We start from the raw sequence: 20,623 nt of genomic DNA on the forward strand, positions 1-20,623 counted from the left end.
CCTTGTCGTTGATTTGATATAGGTTGCAAATATACTATATTTTTTCAATACATCTTGCCGATTTGTTTGGCACTTCCCTTAAAAAGGGCTAACTTCGCGTTGTCATCAACCAATATATACGTATGTCTAAGGCTAATAAGCAAGAGCAAATACTCGTGAGCATTACGGGGCAGGACCGTCCCGGTCTCACGGCTTCGATTATGGAGATACTTTCCAGTCATGGTGCCGACATCCTCGACATCGGACAGGCCGATATTCACAGCACCCTCTCACTGGGTATCCTCATCCGATTGGGCGAGAAGCAGTCGGGACAGGTGATGAAAGAACTCCTTTTCAAGGCCACCGAGCTGGGTGTGAACATAGGCTTTTCGCCTATCCCCGACGACAAATATGAGGATTGGGTGAACCGGCAAGGCAAGAATCGCTACATCCTTACGCTGATAGGGCGCAGTCTGTCGGCGGCCCAGATAGCTGCCTATACCAAGGTAGTAGCCTCGCAAGGCCTCAATATCGACTCCATCCTGCGCCTGACAGGGCGTCCGAGCATTAAGCATACCGAGCGTAATGTGCGTGCATGTATAGAGTTCTCGCTTCGCGGTACGCCCGACGACCGTGCCGTGATGCAAGCCGAATTCATGAAGTTGTCGGCAGAGATGGGCATCGACTTCTCCTTCCAGGAAGATACGATGTATCGCCGTATGCGTCGGCTTATATGCTTTGATATGGATTCCACGCTTATCCAGACCGAGTGTATCGACGAGTTGGCAGCTCGTGCGGGCGTGGGCGAGCAGGTGCGCAGCATCACTGAGCGTGCCATGCGTGGCGAGATAGACTTCAAGGAGAGTTTTACCGAGCGCGTGGCACTGCTGAAAGGGTTGGATGCGAGCGTGATGCAGGATATTGCCGAACACCTCCCCATTACCGAAGGTACGGACAGACTGATGTCGGTATTGAAGCGTTGTGGCTATAAGATAGCTATTCTCAGTGGTGGATTTACGTTCTTCGGCGAGTATTTGCAGCGTCGTTACGGCATCGACTATGTTTATGCCAATGAGCTGGAAATAGGCGACGACGGTAAGTTGACGGGACGCTATGTGGGCGAGATAGTTGATGGACACCGCAAAGCCGAACTTCTGAAGCTCATTGCCCAGGTGGAAAAGGTAAATCTGGCGCAGACGATTGCCGTGGGAGACGGTGCCAACGACCTGCCTATGATTTCGGAAGCGGGTCTGGGTATTGCCTTCCATGCCAAGCCGCGTGTAAAGGCCAATGCCGAACAGTCTATCAGTACCATCGGTTTGGATGGTATTCTCTACTTCCTTGGATTTAAGGACAGCTATCTCGGAGAAGACGGACATTGACGTAGTTCTTTTCCAATATTGTTGTAAAGTTTGCACAAATGGGAACAAAATTTCGCTTGTTGACGGAATTTTGTTTCCTTTGTAATCCATAAAGCAATGGGGGAATGAACAGCCATATTCAAACCATACTGACCATATCCGGTTCCGACGGCACGGGAGAATCGGGTGTACAGGCCGACATCAAGACGGTTTCGGCCTTGGGAGGGTATGCCGTTTCGGTCATTACCTCCGTCACGGTGCAGAATACGGTAGGCATTCAGCGTTTCTTTGACATACCGGCCGACGTGGTCAGCGGTCAGATAGAGGCCATCATCAACGATGTGCAGCCGTCTGTATTCAAGATTGGTATGGTGCGCAGTGTGGATATTCTGCGTGTGCTGATAGATGCTATCGTGCGCCATCAGCCGCGCCATGTCATCTACGATCCGATAGTATATTCTTCGCGTGGTGAGCGTTTGATGGGCGATGATGTGCTGGCTCAGGTGCGCCAATCGCTGTTGCCGCTCTGCTCGCTCGTCATCGTGAAGCCTCATGATGCCGCTTGTATGGTAGGTATCAAGGGGCGTCAGTCGGTCGAAGAGCAGGAAATATTGCAACGGTTGCGGGCTTTCGGGTGTCGCGAAGTGCTGCTGATGGACAATCGTTCGCCTATTCTGCACGGTCAGAGCAATGCGCTTTCTTCTGCCATCGCCACTTATCTGGCGCAGGGGAACACCGTAGAGCAGGCTGTGGCACAGGCCCGTTCGTATATTTCTCAGCAGGTTATGCGAGCCGAAAATCTGCAAGGTAGGAGTCCGGAGTTATACAACGACTTCATTGATGCTGTGCGTCTGCATTGCCATACCAACAGTGATGTGGCTTTCTATGCCGATTATCTGAACGTAAGCAGCCGATATCTGGCGCAGGTGACGCGTAGAATAGCCGGCAAATCGCCCAAGGAGATGATTGATGACTGCCTGATAGAGGAACTGGTCAGGCAACTGTCGACTACCAGCAAGACTGTACAGGAGATAGCATACGAGTATGGATTTTCCTCGCAGGCACATTTTTCACGATATTTCAGGAAGCAGAAAGGGATGACACCCAGTGCTTTCCGACAGAATAAACAGTAAAGTTAAAACTAAAATAACCACTAAAAAACAAAGAAATGGAAGATAGACAGACGTTGAATCGCAACTTGGCCCAGATGTTGAAGGGCGGTGTTATCATGGATGTAACGACGCCCGAACAGGCTCGTATAGCCGAACAGGCTGGTGCATGTGCCGTGATGGCATTGGAACGTATACCGGCTGATATTCGTGCAGCGGGTGGTGTGTCGCGTATGAGCGATCCTAAAATGATACGTGGTATACAGGAAGCTGTGTCGATACCGGTGATGGCAAAGTGCCGTATCGGTCATTTCGCTGAGGCACAGATACTTCAGGCTATCGAAATAGACTATATCGACGAAAGCGAAGTGCTCTCTCCGGCCGATGATGTGTACCACATCGACAAGACAAAATTTGATGTTCCGTTTGTCTGTGGGGCTAAGAATTTGAATGAAGCGTTGCGTCGTATTGCCGAAGGAGCAACCATGATTCGTACCAAAGGTGAACCGGGGACGGGCGATGTTGTGCAGGCTGTACGCCACATGCGGATGATGCAGAGCGAGATGCGTCGCTTGGTTTCGATGCAGGAGGATGAGTTGTTCGAGGCTGCCAAGCAGATGCAAGCCCCTCTGGAACTTGTTCGTTACGTGCATGAACATGGTAAATTGCCTGTCGTAAACTTCGCTGCCGGTGGCGTAGCTACACCTGCCGACGCTGCTCTCATGATGCAATTAGGTGCAGAGGGAGTATTTGTAGGTAGCGGAATCTTCAAGAGTGGCAACCCTGCAAAGCGTGCGCGTGCCATCGTTCAGGCTGTTACCAACTTCCAGGATGCCAAGATGCTGGCTGCCCTTTCTGAGGATTTGGGCGAGGCAATGGTAGGTATCAACGAACAGGAAATAAGCCTGTTGATGGCAGAGAGAGGCAAGTAATGAAGATTGGAGTATTGGCGTTGCAAGGCGCTTTCCTTGAACATGAGCAGATGTTGGAACGTCTTGGAGTTGAGACGGTGGAAATACGACAGCTCAAAGACTTCCAGCAGTCGATGTCAGGCCTTGTCATTCCGGGCGGAGAGAGTACGGTTCAGCTGAAGCTCCTGCATGATTTAGGCTTGTTTCAGCCCATTCGAGAGGCCGTCAATCACGGACTTCCAGTATTCGGAACATGTGCCGGACTGATTTTATTGGCACGTCATGTGGTGGGCGATGAAGTGGAACGATTGGCCACGATAGATATGACCGTTTGCCGAAATGCCTATGGTAGGCAGCTTGGAAGCTTTCATACGCAGCATGTGATGGCTGGTATTCCGGGCGAAGTGCCTATGACTTTTATCCGCGCCCCGTATATTCAGGCAGTGGGTGATGGCGTAGAAGTGTTGGCAGAAGTCGATGGACATATCGTTGCTGCACGACAAGGACACCAGTTAGTCACTGCTTTTCATCCCGAACTGACGGCCGATTTACGGGTACATCAGTATTTCTTGAATCTTATTGAGCCTCGTTAGTTGGAGTTTTGTAGGCTTTCATGAGGGTGATAATCTGCTTCAATGTAGGCGAATTATCACCCTTTTTCAGTCGTTCTTCGGCTATGTCTTCGATGGTTTTGGTAGACAAGCCATCTTTTTAGGCTATGTAATCGTAGAAAATGAAGACCGTTGACAGCAATAATACCACACCTATCTGTGGCAAGAAGGCCCATAAAGCCTGATGGAAACGCTCGTAGAGTCGTAAACTCAACTTGGCAGCACCTATTAAGAGAAAGGTGTAAGAGTTGATTGTGAGGAAAAGCAGCCATCCCAAAGTCTCGTTAGGTGGATTGTCGAAGATGAATATAGAACCGAAGTAGACCAGTGGGGCTGCCAGCGTTGGCAATAACGAGAGTGTGAGATAAGCTTGCAACCATTTCGGTGCAGCATCAAATCGTTTGCTGATTTTAATTTTCATCGTTTTGAAAGATTAATCCTGTATGCTTATTTCTATATCCTGTCCTTCCTTGTATGCCTGCCTTAATTCCGCGTATTCTGCATTGTGTTGAGAAATAAAGGCTGGTGCTTCTATAATATCCCCTGTATCTTGCCTCTGAGGACGGAAGCTAATGAGGCCGTTATCCTTTAAATGTAAGATGGGGTAGCCGTTCTGGTCTGTTCGAATACCCAGTACGGTATCTTCGAAATCAAGCTCTTGTACCAGTAAAGAAAAATCCGCATCTTCGTCAACGATATAGACGAATTCGTGATTGCGATATCTTAATTCCCAATAGGAGTTGGAAGAGTAGAACTGCACCTCCAATTCTCCGTCGTAGAAGCCCCAGTATATTGTTTCAAAAGTTATTGGCAAGTGAGCCGACTGATGTCTGATGGCTTCGAAGACAACTTCGCTTACGGGTTGATGTTGGTCCCAAGTATCGAAATTGTATAGGGATATTTGGAAGTTGTCTTGCATTGCACGTTCGGTCTTCTCGCCCTTGATGACGAATGCAGAGGCTCGCAGCATTCCTTCAAACATGGCATATTGCACCATATCATCGCCCTTTAGCATGAGGTAGCGCTTGATATTGGCCAAATGATACTGCCGTATAAGATAGATTATTCGCTGATATGCTCCCTTGATAAGGGTTTTGCTCTCTTTCAATGGTACATCAATAACTACAGTCATGAACTGAAAGTTGGGGGCCAATGCCGTTTCGTAGTAAAACTGTTGAATACGTTGGAGCTGGTAGAAATAATCGGTTAGCAGTCTATCTATCTCCTTGTAAACTGCTTGCGGATGCTCTGGGGGCAATGGTAGAGTGAACTTCAGGTGGATAGTGTATTGACGATGAAAGATACTTCCCTCTGACTCAAGCTGATAACTGCATGGGATGAGTGTAGGCTGTATGTATATTTCGCCTTCAGTATCGTCGAAAGGTATGTCTATCGCATCCGTCATCACTTTACAAAACCTGCGGCTTGGTCTTTGCCATATATAATAATAAGGTATATAGAGTGCTGAGATAATGAGCAATCCGTAGATGAGATACCACGGATTGAGCAGTGAAGAGAGTATGATGGCGACCAATATAAGCACACCATAGACGATACTCAGTAAGAATCTGACACCTAAATTCATACGCAGTGAGATTGGGTTAGAGCAGTCTACTGCAAAGATACCAAATCAGGCAAGGGATTCCAAGAGATACTCCCAATTTTTTTTGAATTGCGGCATGTTGTCGAAAACGATGTTAGCTCCCTCTTTCGCCAGCGTCTCATTGGGCAATGGACCGCTGTTTACTGCCACGGTGAAGATACCGGCAGCCACTCCTGCGCGTACACCCATCGGTGCATTCTCTATCACGATGCCCTCGTTCGGGCGCATGTTTCCTGCTTTTTGCAATCCCATGAGGTAGGGATCGGGTGCTGGTTTTCCATGCTTTACGTCGTAGGCTGTCACGATATGCTGTTCGTCTACAAAATCCCTGAAGTCGTTGAGTACACGGGCTATGAGTGGACGTTGCCCGCTTCCGGTAACAATACCTATCTGCAGACCGTCTCGTTGCATCTTACCCATCAGGTCGATGACACCCTCCATGATGGGCGCGGTGGGCAGCAGACCGAACTGTCGGGTCTTTTCGTCGTACATCATCTGCGCTTCAGCCTCGTCAATATCCTTGTTTTGTTGCTGTTTTACGAGCATGCGAATGGTGTCTATACCGCGCATTCCCTCGGTGGCATAGGCATCTTCCTCGGTCATATGGATGCCGAATGAGGCCATAGACCGTTGCCATGCAATCGAGTGATTGGGCATGGAATCGTATAATACCCCATCCATGTCGAATAGTGCCACACGTGGTGAGAATCCTTCGGGTGCTGTACGCAGCAGTTGAAGATCTGTTTTTATCATGAATATAACTTAAAAAGGGATTAGCAACCCATCTTGGCACTAATCCCTAGTCTTTAATCTGTCATCTCTTTATTCAGCAGCCAAGCGTTCTTTGATAGCTTTGCTGTCGGCCTCGTAACCAGGTTTATCGAGCAGGGCAAACATGTTTTTCTTGTATGCTTCTACTCCCGGTTGGTTGAATGGATTTACACCCAGCACATTACCACTGATACCACATGCGATTTCGAAGAAGTAAATGAGCTGTCCGATGTAGTATTCGCTGAGTTCGGGAACACTGATGCGAATATTTGGCACGCCACCGTCTACGTGTGCCAGACGTGTTCCCAGTTCGGCCATCTTGTTTACTTCGTCCACGCGTTTTCCTGCAAGGAAGTTCAGGCCGTCCAGGTTTTCCTCATCATTAGGGAACAAGAGCTTGCGGTTAGGCTGTTCTACACTGATGACAGTCTCGAAGATGGAGCGCTCACCCTCCTGAATCCATTGTCCCATAGAGTGCAGGTCGGTAGTGAAGTCGCACGATGCAGGGAAGATACCCTTGCCGTCCTTACCTTCGCTTTCGCCGAACAACTGCTTCCACCATTCACTGATGAAATGGAGTTTGGGTTGGAAGTTGACCATAATCTCGATTTTCTTGCTAGCCTGACTATAGAGTCCGTTGCGTACGGCAGCATACTGTGCAGCCAGATTCTCGGCAAAAGGAACATCCTTACCGGTAGCTCTCTCCATGTCGGCAGCACCCTGTACCAGTGCCTTGATGTCGAAACCGGCACATGCGATAGGCAGCAGACCTACCGGCGTGAGTACCGAGAAGCGACCTCCCACGTTGTCGGGGATGATAAAACTCTTGTATCCTTCCTTGTCGGCACATGTACGTGCAGCCCCACGCTTGGCATCGGTAACGGCTACTATCACATCCTTGGCCTCTTCTTTACCGCGTTGTGCCTCGCATTGCTTCTTGAGAAGGCGGAACGTCAGAGCTGTCTCGGTGGTCGTACCCGATTTCGATATATTGATGACACCGAATCGTTTGTCGGCCAGATATTCTGTCAGTTCAGCGAGATAGTCTTCACCTATGTTGTTTCCTGCATAGAGAATGGCAGGATTCTTCTTGTCGTTGATGAGCCAAGAGAACGCATTACACAAGGCTTCTATCACGGCACGTGCACCCAGATAGCTACCTCCGATACCCGCAACTACCACTACGTCGCACTTTGCGCGTAATGTGTCGGCCACGGCCTGTACCTCGTCGAGGAATGCTGGAGTGATGGAAGAGGGGAGATGCAGCCAACCCAGGAAGTCGTTTCCAGGGCATGTACCGTTCTCAAGTGCTTCCTGGGCAGCCTTTACCTGTGGTTCGAAAGCCTCTACTGCACCCTTCTCCAGGAATTGTGCAGCCTTTGTAATGTCTAAGCTGATACTTTTCATTATCGTGTATTTTTTAATTTGTTGTTTCTATCTGAAGCTGTCGGTCAACAGCTTGATTTCTATCTGTGGATTGATTCGCTCGTAGAGGATGTTGTAAACGGCATCCAGTATGGGCATATTGACGTGCATGTGGCGGTTGATTTCCTTCATACACTTCGTACCGTAATATCCTTCGGCTATCATCTCCATCTCTATCTGTGCACTCTTTACGCTATAGCCCTTGCCTATCATCGTACCGAAAGTGCGGTTACGGCTGAAGTTGCTGTAACCGGTAACGAGCAGGTCGCCTATGTAGACAGAGTCGTAGATGCTCCGTTCGATGGGATGTACGGCCGTCAGAAACCTGTTGGTCTCCTGTACGGCATTGGCCATGAGCACTGCCTGAAAGTTGTCTCCATACTTCAATCCGTTGCAGATGCCGGCAGCAATGGCATACACATTTTTCAATACCGAAGCGTATTCGATACCGATAACGTCGGTATTGGTCTTGGTCTTGATATAGTTGCTCGACAATACGTCGGTAAACATCTGGGCTTTCTGTCGGTTGCCGCAAGCCACGGTAAGGTAGGAGAGACGCTCCAGTGCCACCTCCTCGGCGTGCGACGGTCCGCCTATGCAGGCCAGATTGTCGTATGGAACATCGTAAACTTCATGGAAATACTCCGAGCACACCAGATTTTCGTCGGGAACGATGCCTTTGATAGCCGTGACGATGAACTTGTCGCGGAGCGGATATTTGAGTTTACGCAGATGATTCTTGAGATATGGAGAGGGAGTTACAAACACCAATGTGTCGTAACTCTCTATGATTTTATTGATATCCGATGAGAAGAATATCTCGTCTACGTCGAAGTGAGCGCTCGTAAGATAAGCCGGGTTATGTCCCAGACGCTTGAAATCTTCGATACGGTCGTCGCGACGCATATACCATCCGATGTGATGCGTATGTGTGACGATGATTTTTGCAATGGCTGTAGCCCAGCTCCCACCACCAATAATCGCTATTTTACCGCAGCCTAACACTTCGATATATTCGTTATGAGGGGTTTGTTTAAGAATTGCTTCTGTCTATCCAAGTCTGGAACTCATCCACTTTCGGATTGTCGTAACCTAGTTTGTACTTCTTGTTGACACCGCAAACGTCCATCTGGAGTTTCTGTGCTTTTACCTCTCTGATGTCCGATACCATGTTGTAGCCGGCTTTACGGAATACGGCTACCCATTCTTCGGGTACACCTATCTCGCCCCATTCGGCAACTGTACTCTGTGGCATCTTCTTCTCCGGCTTCATCTGTGGGAAGAACAACACCTCTTGGATATTGGTCTTACCGGTCATCAGCATCACCAGTCGGTCGATACCTATACCGATACCTGAGGTTGGTGGCATGCCGTATTGCAGTGCACGCAGGAAGTCCTGGTCTATAATCATGGCCTCGTCGTCGCCCTTGTCGGCCAGTGCCATTTGCGCTTTGAAGCGGTCTTCCTGGTCTAGTGGGTCGTTCAACTCGGAGTAAGCATTGGCCAACTCCTTGCCATTCACCATCAGTTCGAAACGCTCTGTGAGTCCTGGTTTAGAGCGGTGCATCTTCGTCAGGGGCGACATCTCTACCGGATAGTCGGTGATGAAGGTGGGTTGGATGAAAGTTCCTTCGCAGAACTCGCCGAAGATTTCGTCTATCAGCTTACCCTTACCCATTGTATCATCAATTTCCATATGGAGTTTCTGGCACACTTCGCGAATCTCGTCTTCGCTCATGCCGTTGAGGTCGTAGCCTGTTTTCTCCTTGATGGCATCGAGGATGGGCAGGCGGCGATAAGGCGCTTTGAAGCTGATTGTCTTGCCGTCGACCTCGCGTTCGGGCTTACCGTTTACAGCCATACAAATCTTTTCGAGCAGCTGCTCGGTGAAACTCATCATCCAGTTATAGTCCTTGTACTGCACATAAAGCTCCATACAGGTGAATTCCGGATTGTGGTTGCGGTCCATTCCCTCGTTGCGGAAGTTCTTGCCGATTTCGTATACACCCTCGAAACCGCCTACAATCAGGCGCTTCAGATAAAGTTCGGTGGCGATACGCATATACATGTCTACGTTGAGCGCATTGAAATGGGTGATAAACGGACGCGCACTGGCACCTCCGGCAATCGATTGCAGCGTAGGAGTCTCTACCTCTGTGTACCCGGCTTCGTCGAGTGTATTGCGCAGGGTGCGCAATACCGTGGCGCGTTGCAGGAAAACATCCTTCACACCCTCGTTGACAACGAGGTCTACATAGCGCTGGCGGAAACGCAATTCGGGGTCGTCGAACTTGTCGAAAGCCTCACCGTCTTTGTATTTCACGATAGGCAGTGGCTTCAGACTCTTGCTGAGCAGCACCAATTCTTTGGCGTGGACAGAGATTTCACCCGTCTGGGTCTTGAATACAAAACCCTTCACACCGATGAAATCGCCAATGTCCAGCAAGCGCTTGAATACCTTGTTGTATAAATCTTTATTCTCGTCGGGGCAGATGTCGTCGCGAGTTATATAGACCTGTATTCTTCCTTTTGAATCCTGAAGCTCGGCAAAACTGGCCTTTCCCATCACGCGGCGGGTCATCATGCGGCCTGCAATCACGACTTCCTTCTCTTCTCCCTCTTGGAAATCATTGATAATATCGGTGCTGAAAGCGTTTGTGGGATACTCGGCAGCAGGGTATGGATTGATACCCATATCGCGCAGTTCCTGAAGACTTTGGCGGCGGATAATTTCCTGCTCGCTTAATTCCAATACGTTCATATTATAATCTTATAGAATATATTCTTTATCTAACACTGCAAAAGTAATAAATAATTCTGAAACATCGGGGCTTTTCATTGTTTTTTGAGTTGTTAAGTTGAGGAATTGCAGGGGCGAATTGCATTCGCTCAGTGAGTTGATGAGTTTTGAAGTATTCAACTAAAAAAAACTGCCAAGGCTTGGCAGCATCACTGTCTGGGCTTTTCAGCATTGCTGCCGAGCCTAGGCAGAAGTGCTGCGAAGGCTTTGCAGTAAATCGAGGTGGACAGCGTATGGTTTGTATTCGGCATTTCCAAAGTTTAAAAAAGGTTCATTTATATTAAAATAGGGAGCGGTGGATATCGGTTTTATGCAGTTTTCTTTACTTTTGCGTAAGCGAAGAAACGTAATAATCTAAATGATTGAAAAGATGAAAAGGAATTATGCGACGTGGTTATTCACTGGCCTGTGTGCCGGGTTGTTGACTCTCTTCGCGGCCTGTCACGATACGATTGACGACCCAACAGAAGAGGAACTGCAATTATCAATACCTGTGAAGCAACTGGCTTCGATGCAGGAAGTGGCGACGGCAGATACCGTTTATACATTCGACGTGCTGAAAAGCAGTGGTGCTTTCAAGGTGAAAGTGGGCGAGGCAAGTAAATATGCAACTCCCAAAGTGACAGTCAACGGGCAGCATGTCACCATAGGACTGCTGGCGGAATTTACCTATGTGACGGTAACCGATGAAGCCGGGCAGGAGATTTCTTTTAATATCCACTCTTCGCATGAAGACCTGCTGTCGCAGAGTAATGTGTATTATGTGTGGTATGGCTGCACTTTCCATTATCCGAAATTCAAGTATGGGCTGGGCAATATGAGAGTCTTGTCAGGAAATGACAATAAGCGTGTGGCCAGTGTGTCGTTTGATGAGAACAACGAACTGAAAATAGAGAGCGAGAAGAATGGCAGTTCGTATTTCACGGTGGCCGACGGTAGGGGTGTGGCACGTTCACTACAGGTGGTCGTGGAAGAGGGTTACGACATGACGACCGACAGTCTGGAGGTGACGAGTACCAATCCTTCGACGATTTATTTTCCCATCAAGTATGGCAAGCGTGGGGGATGGAAGCTGGTGGACAGCTCTGAGCATAGGCCTACGGACTACGTGATTCACCTGCCGAGTGGAAACGTAGATTGCGATTATGATTTGCTGCATGTTTATATTAATCAGGCTTATGCGGCCAAACAGTATAAATACTACTTGGAGAACGAGGATGGCAGTAAGGGAGTAGTGGTCGTGAATGTGGTGAAAAAGAAATAGAATGAGAATATAGAAACGAAAAAGCCGAGCTGTTAGTTGTTTGCTAATAGCTCGGCTTCTTTGCGTGCAGGCTTTCCTGTTTCGGTGGTGGGAATATGGTCTATGGTCTTGAATAGCTTGGGCTGCCAATACTTGGGCAGTACGTGTTGGCAGATTTGGCGGATTGGCTCCAGGTCTTTCGACTCCGTGAGCAGCACGATAATCTCTCCGAACTTCTTGTCTGGGCGTTTCGTAATGATGAAAGCGTCGTGCAGATGTGGGCGTAACTGGTTTTCCACGTCTTCTATCTGCACTTTGATACCGCCGGTATCAATCACGTTGTCCTTTCGTCCGAAGATGCGGAATCGTTGTCCGTCGGGTGACAGCTCGGCCAGGTCGTTGGTGACAAGTGGCTTGGCGCAGACCAGTGGAGCATCGATGACGAGACAACCATCGGCATTGAGCGACACATGGACGCTGTCGAAGGTCTGGTACCATGTGTCAGTTTGCGGCCCATTGAGACGGCGCAGGGCGATGTGAGAGAGTGTCTCGGTCATGCCATAAGTGCTCCAAACATGGTGGGGGAAGTCTTTGAGAGCTTCGGCTAGGGACGGGTCGATAGCCCCACCACCTATAATCAACTGGCGGATGCCACGTAGACACGCGGCTTCCTCGGCCACTTGCAGGCTGTTGTACACTTGCATGGGTATCATGGCTGCAAAGACGGGCGACGTCTTCAGGCCTTTTAGCGGATGGCCGGACGGCTCGACGGTGATGAGTCTTAGATGGCGTTCGAGACTGCGCACGACGACCATCTTGCCCGCAATATAGTCGAGGGACATGCAGAGGAGGGCAGTATCTCCCTCTTTTAATCCCAGAAAATCGCACGTGATGCGCGCGCTGTTGAGCATACGGTATTTCTCTACCCACATAGGCTTGGGCTTGCCCGTCGACCCACTGGTGTGTACGAGTATCGTGGGGCTGTCGTTATGCCATTCGGCTAGGAATTCTTCAAGCACCATAGTTGTTCTCCTCTCGTTTCTATCGGCATGTCGATGTTATCGGTGAAAAGCTGTCCGGTGCCTAGTCCTTGTGGCATCTGCACTGTCGGCCCGTAGAGCTTGGCTGCCAGCTGGGCTACGCTGTTCAGTCCGACATTGCTCTCCAGTGCACTGGTTATCCACGAACCGATACCTCGTTGGCGTGCCAGATCGACCCATTCTTCTGTTCCGCGCATGCCACCATGCAGGGTTGGCTTCAGAATAATGTATTGCGGACGGATGGTTTCGAGCAGTTCGGCCTTCATCAGGGGTAGGTTGACGCCGATAAGTTCCTCGTCGAGGGCAATGGGCAGGGGCGTGTTGCGACAGAGCTTGGCCATGTCGGCCCACTGATGCTGCCGGATGGGTTGTTCGATGGAGTGGATGTCGAAGCGCGACAGTTGCTCCAGTCGCCGCATGGCATTATCGGGTGTGAATGCACCGTTGGCGTCTACGCGCAGCTCTATCTGCTCCTTGGAGAAGTGGCGGCGTATGTGCTGGATGAGCGCCAGCTCCTGCTCGAAGTCTATTGCTCCGATTTTGAGCTTCACGCAGTGGAATCCTTGCTCCAGTTTCTGTTCGATGCGATGGCGCATCTCGTCGAAAGTACCCATCCACACGAGTCCATTGATGGTGATGCCTTCTTCTCCTTTACCGAAAGGTGTATCGAAGAAATCAATGCTTCCGCCGGCTGCTATCTGGGCAAAGGCAGTCTCCAGACCGAAAAGGATGGACGGGTAGGGGCGCAGCATATCAAAGGGTATGCTGCCCGTAGTCTCTACCACTCGGCATACTTCGCGCAGTATATGTTCGTATTCGGGGATGGCATCGCAGCTCAAGTCGGGCAGGGGCGCACACTCTCCGATACCTGTGAGACCGTTGTGGGTAACGGTGAGCAGCCAGATGTCGTGGGTAGTGTAGACTCCCCTCGATGTTCCAGCGGGGTGCTTGAAGTGCAGTTGCCTGTGGGTAATGGTTATCTGATAATCCATATTGTGTAGTTTTGTTGGCAGAAAGACGATTTTAGACAGAAGAACAGAAGGGCATAGGTATATAGAATATTCTTATTCACTTCTGTCCTTCTGTTCTTTTGTCGGTTTGTCTATCTGCCTAAACAGCTTGCTTTATGGCAATATGGGGTATTGGTCGAAGTTGGGCTTGCGCTTTTCCAGGAAGGCTTTGCCCCCTTCTTGCGCTTCGTCCATCGTGTAGTAGAGCATGGTGGCGTCGCCAGCCAGCTCCTGTATGCCTGCTTGCCCATCAAGCTCGGCATTCAGTCCGGCCTTGATCATGCGCAGAGCGAGCGGACTACGCTCCATCATGGTCTCTGCCCATTTTACACATTCGTCCTCCAAACGGTCGAAAGGAACAACCTTGTTCACCATCCCCATGCGTTCTGCTTCTTCTGCCGTGTATTGCCTGCAGAGAAACCAAATCTCCCTGGCTTTCTTCTGGCCAACCATTCTGGCCAGGTAGGAAGCACCGAAACCGGCATCGAATGAACCAACTTTAGGGCCTGTCTGGCCGAAGATGGCATTCTCGCTGGCGATGGTTAGGTCGCACATCACGTGCAGCACATGGCCGCCACCAATGGCATAGCCGTTGACCATCGCAATGACAGGTTTGGGCAAACGGCGAATCTGCATTTGCACATCGAGTACATTGAGGCGTGGCACACCGTCGTTGCCTACGTATCCGCCACGTCCTTTCACGTGCATGTCGCCACCTGCACAGAAGGCTTTGTCGCCTGCGCCGGTAAGAATGACCACTCTTACCTCGCTGCTCTCGCGGCAATAGCTGAATGCCTGGCTCATCTCCCACGTCGTCAGTGGGGTGAAAGCATTGCGATAGCGCTCACGGTTGATGGTGATTTTGGCAATATGATGATACATCTCGAAAAGGATTTCCTTGAAATCAAATCCTTCTATCTTCTTCCATTCTCTTGTTTCCATTGGCTGTTATTTGATAAATATGATTCCTTGAATAGATGATATGTCCGTTACCTCATCCTGTATGGTCAGGTAAAGGTAATTGATGGCAAGCAACATGTTCTCTCCCTTGGCATAAAGGAGACTTGGCTTCGAGGCATGAGCAGCCGATTTCAGCTGCTTTTGGGAAAATGTAAACTCGTATTTCTTGTCGTTTATTTCTACTACGGCTGTAATATTGTCGCCTTCGGTCTTGACAATTTCGCAGCGCGAATTAATCACATAAATAAACGAACGGTACCCGGACGGGATGGGCGTTGGTTTTTCAGAGATACACTCAATACTATAGCTCTCTTCTGTAGCAATATTATCTGTAACTATAGTGTTATTGATGAAGAAATAAAGCAGATTCTCTTTGTTCCACATATCTGCTTGCTGATCGGCTCTGTAGTTTTGGGTAAGGTATTGACCTTTATCCATGAGCACTTCCTGTTGGTCTTTCGGTAATGTTTCAATAAACTTGCTAAGTGTTCCCTTCGTAATGGGTAACTGCTGATTGGGAGCTTGGGCGAATATCTGTTTCACCTGATTTTTCATAGAGTGTAGCGTGATATTGGCGTAACTCTGTGGTCCTACAGAGGTGAGCAAGGCTATCATGGCAAATGAAACTGGCACAAGAAGCATGCGACGGCTCTTGTTGAGAATCAGGTAGAGACATACGGCGTAGCACCAGATATTGAAAGTGAGTACATATAGACGTGCCACGGTGATGCCGTAATCGCTGAGTCGGCGGCCAATGCCAATCGACATCAGCACTAAAAGGGGCAGGGCTGCCACGGGCAACCAGCGTAGAAGATACTTATCGAACTTCTTGTCTTTGTGGAATTGTAAAGGGTATAGCAAGCCCATGATGGTCAATGTGCCCAGCATCATGGCTGTTACTAACCATGAAACCCAGCCGTTGGGCAGTTGCCAAGTGGCTAAAATCTTGATAGCATAACTGTAAAGGGTGAGGAAATAGGCCAGAAGCAAGGGGATAAGCGCATAGTGTACGATGCCCAATAAAACTGAGGGTAATCCTGTTGAGGATTCGTCGTGTTTCTGGTCTTGTTCAGGAATGAATTGCAGAAAGATGAGTGGGAATACGAATGTGTAGCTTGCGAAGACAATATCTATACGATACCGATAGTCTATATTCCATTCGAAGAGCTGCTTGAATGCTTCTATCAGCATTTGGATACCGGCCATTAACACGCTTGCAGCAAGCAAAGAGATGATGATTCCTATCAACAGGCGATAGGTAAAGTTCCATAGGCATAGTTCAGTTTGCCGTTTCAGGAATGAAACAACGAATAACATAACCAGCAATACCACTGGTAAGGCTATCATGGCTGTGGATTCTACGATACCGACTGGCATATTGTTGGAAAGCCAAAAAACTAATCCGAACCACCCTATATGCAGCAACACCTGTATGATAGCGCTTCGCTCGTGATTCTTCACTTCCTCGCTCCATAGCTTGAGTACCAGTGCCAGAAGCATGGCTGTGATGGGGTAGTAGACCAACAGCGTCGCAGCTTGCGCCTCCATGATATATTCTTGATGGTTCAGATAGATACATCCCATTGTCGATAAGACGGCAAAGAGGATGACAAGGGGGAAACGCTGGCAACCAGCGAGCAACTTTTCCTTGATAGTTTGGATGGATAGATTCTTAAACATGATGTTATTAATAATTTGAGTTAAATGTATTTGGCGAATTCACGCGTGTCGGTCTCGGCATCGGTGAAGATTTCCAAGAGCGATGGACGGTCGGAATCAGAGGACATCCACTCCTGCATGGTTGTGCCATTCAATTCGGAAAGGTTGTGAATAGCATGGTATTCTATATGATAACTTTGGCACAATCCCTCGGCAGAAGTGTGGTGGGTAGCCATTACCAGAGACTCTCTGGCAGGGCTGTCTTGCAGTCCGGGAAACTTGTTGAAGATGCCTCCACCCCCGTTGTTGAGCAATAGTATGCGGAAGTTTCCATGCAGATTTTGATTCCACAGGGCGTTGGAATCGTAGAAGAAGCTTAAATCTCCAATCACACAATAGGTAGGTAGGCTTGCTATCAGTGAGAATCCGGCAGCGGTGGAAAGACTACCTTCGATGCCATTAGTGCCTCGATTACAGCTTACATATTCCTCAGCGAACGTGTCGACGAGTCTCACCGACATGCTGTTGGCGGCATGTAGATGGTATGGTTCGGCCACAGACAGCCGTTTACAGAACTCCTTGACCACGGCAATCTGTGAATACTCAGGAGTCAATAGCTGTGTTTGGTGTGCCGCATTGGCGAATAACTGTTGCCATTTGGCATGGAATTCATGGCTCAGGACAAAGTCGCCGAATTCTATTTTCCGCCTGATAGCCGTGGAGGTATTGTCCAATATATATCCCGGTCGGCCTTCTATGACGTGGTAGAGATTTTGGAATGTATCATATATATTGCCACTTCGGTTCACTATCCAGGTCTTTGCATTGGTGGCATGGCGCAGGAATTGCTTGAGTCTTTTGCTCACCAGAGTCCCCCCGATGTACAAGATGGCATCGGGCAGGTAGTCGTCTTCAGATTCCATCGAGCCTAATACCTTGTCGATATGTAGTGCCGGAGCGATGGAAAGGCTCTCATATATGACGGTCATCTTATCCTGCAAGCAGTCTACACATTCACTGATATACGCGGCCTCGAAACGGTTGATTTGCCCAATGACAATCATCGGACGCTGCGATTTCAGAAATTCCTCTTCTATATCTCGGTAACATTCTGCGGATTCCGTACTCTCGCTAAGTTGGAATGCACGCTCTGTGGGCAAAGTTTCGATGCTGAAATCGAACAGCGGTTCGCTGATAGGAACATTGATATGTACGGGTGTGCCACCACTTTTTTTACATGCTATCAATGCTTCATTGACCAGTCTGTTACATAGCCAATGTTCTGTCTCGTCGTGGGGTTCGGGTAATGACACCGCTTTCCTGACGAATTTTCCCAGCGCATCGGTCTGTGGAATCGTCTGACCGTCCTGTTGATCAATCCAAGCCAAGGGGCGGTCGGCCGATATGACAATGATAGGCACGTGTTGATAATAGGCTTCTGCTACAGCCGGCAACACATTTAGCAGTGCTGTACCCGACGTCACGCAGACCGCAGTAGGTTGGCCCGTGTATTGGGCGATGCCCAAAGCATAGAACCCCGCTGATCTTTCGTCGGTTACGGGGAAGCATTCTATCTCTGGACAAGTGTTGAGGTTGTGGGCAATGGGGGCATTCCTACTACCCGGACAAATCACGGCATGACTGACACCGTGTTCCACCAACAGGGCGGTGAGTATATTGATGTTTGCTTTGTTGCTATACATGGTCTATTAGCTGCTGTCGTGCAACGGTGTATTCGTCAATGAGTCGGTACATGATGTCGGCCACAGAGTCTATTCTCTCAACCGAAGCTACAATCTGTCCAATCTCCAATTCGCCGTTCTCAATGTCTCCTTCGAAGATTCCACGCTTCGATGCAGCCGTGCCTAGCAGTTCGCGTAATTCGTCGGCTGAGGCTCCACGCGCTTCTGCTTCGGCAATGCGTTCGTACAGGTCATTACATACCAATCGGGTAGGGGCAAGTCTCTTCAAGGCCAACATCGTGTCTCCTTCTCCCAGTAAGAGACATTTTCGCTTGAAACTATCAGCTGCAGAACTCTCTTTCGATACGGCAAACAGCGTTCCTATCTGTACTCCCTCTGCACCTAGAGCATGTGCGGCGAGGATGGATTGACCGCTTCCGATGCCACCGGCTGCTATCAGTGGCAACGTTGTTGCGCGTCTGACTTGCGGTATCAGCGTCATGGTGGTCGACTCCTCACGGCCATTATGCCCTCCGGCTTCAAATCCTTCAGCCACCACGGCATCTACTCCCGCTTCCTCACATTTGCGTGCAAACCTGCTGCTGGAAACCACATGAGCCACTTTGATGCCTGCTTCGTGCAGCCGAGCTGTATATTTCCTGGGACTTCCAGCCGATGTGAATACAACCTTAACGTGTTCCCGAATAATAGTATTGATAAGTTCGTCTATTTGCGGATATATCAGCGGTACGTTGATACCCCACGGCCTATCGGTGGCTTGTCGCATTTTTTCGATGTGTTCCAGCAACTTGTCGGGGTGCATAGAACCAGCCCCCAACAAGCCCAATCCGCCTGCATTGCTCACGGCTGAGGCCAGTCGCCAACCACTGCACCACACCATTCCACCTTGGATGATGGGATATTGAATACCGAATAAAGCGGTTATCCTATTGCGTTGTGTCATCATATAGTAGTCCTTTCATTGTTTCCATTTTTGCTTCCGTCTCTTTCCATTCCTGTTCGCAGACACTGTCGGCCAGCAATCCGCCTCCGGCATAAAGCCGATATAGCTTGCCTTCTATCTGCATGCAGCGTAGTGAGACATACAGATGAGTCTCTCCCTGTGCGTCGATTGGTCCTGCAAAGCCACAGTAATACTTGCGTTCAGACGTCTCGTGGTCGATGATAAACTGCCGGCACGCATCTTTCGGTATACCGCATACTGCCGGGGTAGGATGTAAGCTGTCCAGCAATTCTCCCAGTTTCTGTGTTTGGGACAATTTGAACCGGAAGTCGCTGCGCAGATGTACGAGGTTGGCTGCACGTGTGGTGTACGGGCCTTCCTCGCTGAAGTCGGCCTCATGTTGTCGCAGACAGTCTTCTATGTAGCGTGCCACGTAGCGTTGTTCCTGTATATTCTTTTGGCTCCAGCGTATCTGTTCGGCCTCGCCGGGATGGGAGGGATTGTCGAAATCGAGTTGCGACGCGTCCAGTTGCATCGTTCCGGCCAGTGCCATTGTGTGCCATTCGCCCTTGTTCCCTTCCAGCAGGATTTCAGGCGTGGCCATGAACCATGTACCGCTTTGTGGTGTATGTATCAGCATCACCATCATGCGTGGGTAGCGGTGGCATGCTTGTACGAAGAGTTCTTCGGGTGAATGTACGCTCGATAGTTCTATCTCCGTAGCCCGTGCAAGCACTATTTTCCTGAAGTTTCCGCGCTTCAGCTGCTCGTGGAAAAGCTCGAACATAGCTGCATAGCCTTTCTTGTCAGCCGTGTTTTCCAACCTTTCCGCATGTTTATAGGTCTTCCAGAGGCCAGTGGGAATTGGTTTTGTCTCAATTTCGTCGGGCTGTAGAAGCAAGATAGGACATTCCGCCGTAGGCGCGAAGGGAGCTAATACGAAGCCACTTCTCCCATTCAGGTCGGCAACCGATGTCAGTTGCAGCGGTTGTCCGCCATGTTGTACCACCCTTATATATTGGTGGGAGTGTGGCAGTCGGTAGAGTGCAAAGCTATTCATGCTTGCGTGGCGTCATAATATAATTGGTTACCTGTACGGTCGAAATCAGGTCGCCATCATCATTTGTTATATCAATATTCCATACGTGCAGTGTCCGCCCCTTGCTTTTGATGCGGGCCAGCGCCGTGACGCATCCGCCGTAAGCTACGGCCTTGACATGGTTGCCACTTACATTGATGCCCACGCATATCTTGCCCGGACAGAGAGCCATGCTGCCTACGCCGGCCAAGTTCTCGGCCAGTGCCAATGATGCGCCGCCACTCAGGAAGCCGAAGGGTTGCTTGTTTCGATCGTCTACTTTCATACGGGCCATCACCGTATCGGGTTCCGGGGTGGAAAAAAACTCCATTCCCAGTGTTTGTGAGAGGCCCGGACCGTTCCCGCGTATTTCTTTTGTCTTTTCAATATCCATAGTTGTCGTTAATTTGCAACGCA

The 20,623-nt window shown here is 49.4% G+C and carries 19 protein-coding genes; 5 read left to right on the plus strand and 14 right to left on the minus strand.

Annotated elements, in window-relative coordinates; translation table 11 throughout:
• Positions 1-122: 122 nt before the first annotated feature.
• From serB to pdxT, 4 genes are all read left to right on the plus strand, one after another.
• A complete protein-coding gene (serB, locus tag ACZ42L_RS00470) occupies positions 123-1,361 on the plus strand; it encodes a phosphoserine phosphatase SerB (RefSeq protein WP_464716316.1) in 1,239 nt (412 codons plus the stop codon).
• 104 nt (positions 1,362-1,465) lie between these two features.
• Entirely contained in the window at positions 1,466-2,473 is a 1,008-nt protein-coding gene (locus ACZ42L_RS00475) for a bifunctional hydroxymethylpyrimidine kinase/phosphomethylpyrimidine kinase (protein WP_464716317.1), read from the plus strand.
• A 35-nt stretch (positions 2,474-2,508) separates the two neighbouring features.
• On the plus strand, positions 2,509-3,381 hold the full coding sequence (gene pdxS, locus ACZ42L_RS00480; protein ID WP_464716318.1) for a pyridoxal 5'-phosphate synthase lyase subunit PdxS: 873 nt from the start codon (positions 2,509-2,511) through the stop codon (positions 3,379-3,381).
• Entirely contained in the window at positions 3,381-3,953 is a 573-nt protein-coding gene (gene pdxT, locus ACZ42L_RS00485) for a pyridoxal 5'-phosphate synthase glutaminase subunit PdxT (protein WP_464716319.1), read from the plus strand. Before pdxS ends, pdxT begins: the two co-directional genes overlap by 1 nt.
• 118 nt (positions 3,954-4,071) lie before the next feature.
• Here the strand turns inward: pdxT and ACZ42L_RS00490 are convergent, their stop codons facing one another.
• From ACZ42L_RS00490 to lysS, 6 genes are all read right to left on the minus strand, one after another.
• Positions 4,072-4,392, minus strand: a complete 321-nt coding sequence (locus tag ACZ42L_RS00490) for a hypothetical protein (protein WP_464716320.1) — start codon at positions 4,390-4,392, stop codon at positions 4,072-4,074.
• A 12-nt stretch (positions 4,393-4,404) separates the two neighbouring features.
• Complete coding sequence (locus ACZ42L_RS00495) at positions 4,405-5,556, minus strand: hypothetical protein (protein ID WP_464716321.1); 1,152 nt, start codon at positions 5,554-5,556, stop codon at positions 4,405-4,407.
• A 45-nt stretch (positions 5,557-5,601) separates the two neighbouring features.
• Positions 5,602-6,327, minus strand: coding sequence for an HAD family hydrolase (locus ACZ42L_RS00500; protein WP_464716322.1), 726 nt, complete (start codon positions 6,325-6,327; stop codon positions 5,602-5,604).
• A gap of 69 nt (positions 6,328-6,396) precedes the next feature.
• On the minus strand, positions 6,397-7,752 hold the full coding sequence (locus tag ACZ42L_RS00505) for a glucose-6-phosphate isomerase (protein WP_464716323.1): 1,356 nt from the start codon (positions 7,750-7,752) through the stop codon (positions 6,397-6,399).
• 27 nt (positions 7,753-7,779) lie between these two features.
• A complete protein-coding gene (locus ACZ42L_RS00510) occupies positions 7,780-8,775 on the minus strand; it encodes an NAD(P)H-dependent glycerol-3-phosphate dehydrogenase (RefSeq protein ID WP_464699752.1) in 996 nt (331 codons plus the stop codon).
• Between the two features lie 28 nt (positions 8,776-8,803).
• A complete protein-coding gene (gene lysS / locus ACZ42L_RS00515) occupies positions 8,804-10,531 on the minus strand; it encodes a lysine--tRNA ligase (RefSeq protein WP_464716324.1) in 1,728 nt (575 codons plus the stop codon).
• 409 nt (positions 10,532-10,940) lie between these two features.
• Here lysS and ACZ42L_RS00520 point away from each other — a divergent pair, with 409 nt between their 5' ends.
• On the plus strand, positions 10,941-11,834 hold the full coding sequence (locus tag ACZ42L_RS00520; RefSeq protein ID WP_464716325.1) for a hypothetical protein: 894 nt from the start codon (positions 10,941-10,943) through the stop codon (positions 11,832-11,834).
• A 32-nt stretch (positions 11,835-11,866) separates the two neighbouring features.
• Here the strand turns inward: ACZ42L_RS00520 and ACZ42L_RS00525 are convergent, their stop codons facing one another.
• From ACZ42L_RS00525 to ACZ42L_RS00560, 8 genes are all read right to left on the minus strand, one after another.
• Positions 11,867-12,835: an AMP-binding protein gene (locus tag ACZ42L_RS00525; RefSeq protein WP_464716326.1), complete on the minus strand. Its 969-nt coding sequence runs from the start codon at positions 12,833-12,835 to the stop codon at positions 11,867-11,869.
• The gene (menC, locus tag ACZ42L_RS00530) at positions 12,814-13,845 is read right to left on the minus strand and encodes an o-succinylbenzoate synthase (protein ID WP_464716327.1); all 1,032 of its coding nucleotides are present in this window, start codon (positions 13,843-13,845) and stop codon (positions 12,814-12,816) included. Before menC ends, ACZ42L_RS00525 begins: the two co-directional genes overlap by 22 nt.
• A 132-nt stretch (positions 13,846-13,977) precedes the next feature.
• The gene (menB, locus tag ACZ42L_RS00535; protein WP_464716328.1) at positions 13,978-14,805 is read right to left on the minus strand and encodes a 1,4-dihydroxy-2-naphthoyl-CoA synthase; all 828 of its coding nucleotides are present in this window, start codon (positions 14,803-14,805) and stop codon (positions 13,978-13,980) included.
• Positions 14,806-14,811: 6 nt separating this feature from the next.
• Positions 14,812-16,503, minus strand: a complete 1,692-nt coding sequence (locus ACZ42L_RS00540; RefSeq protein ID WP_464716329.1) for a DUF4153 domain-containing protein — start codon at positions 16,501-16,503, stop codon at positions 14,812-14,814.
• 20 nt (positions 16,504-16,523) lie between these two features.
• Positions 16,524-18,185 carry a 2-succinyl-5-enolpyruvyl-6-hydroxy-3-cyclohexene-1-carboxylic-acid synthase gene (gene menD, locus ACZ42L_RS00545; RefSeq protein ID WP_464716330.1) on the minus strand — a complete coding sequence of 554 codons (1,662 nt, stop codon included), beginning with the start codon at positions 18,183-18,185 and terminating at the stop codon, positions 16,524-16,526.
• Complete coding sequence (locus tag ACZ42L_RS00550; protein ID WP_464716331.1) at positions 18,178-19,131, minus strand: NAD(P)H-dependent flavin oxidoreductase; 954 nt, start codon at positions 19,129-19,131, stop codon at positions 18,178-18,180. Before ACZ42L_RS00550 ends, menD begins: the two co-directional genes overlap by 8 nt.
• The gene (locus ACZ42L_RS00555; protein ID WP_464716332.1) at positions 19,112-20,188 is read right to left on the minus strand and encodes an isochorismate synthase; all 1,077 of its coding nucleotides are present in this window, start codon (positions 20,186-20,188) and stop codon (positions 19,112-19,114) included. The genes ACZ42L_RS00550 and ACZ42L_RS00555 overlap by 20 nt, the downstream gene beginning before the upstream one ends.
• Complete coding sequence (locus tag ACZ42L_RS00560) at positions 20,181-20,600, minus strand: PaaI family thioesterase (RefSeq protein ID WP_464716333.1); 420 nt, start codon at positions 20,598-20,600, stop codon at positions 20,181-20,183. The genes ACZ42L_RS00555 and ACZ42L_RS00560 overlap by 8 nt, the downstream gene beginning before the upstream one ends.
• Positions 20,601-20,623: the final 23 nt, after the last annotated feature.

The sequence above is a fragment of the Prevotella mikamonis genome (assembly GCF_055381405.1).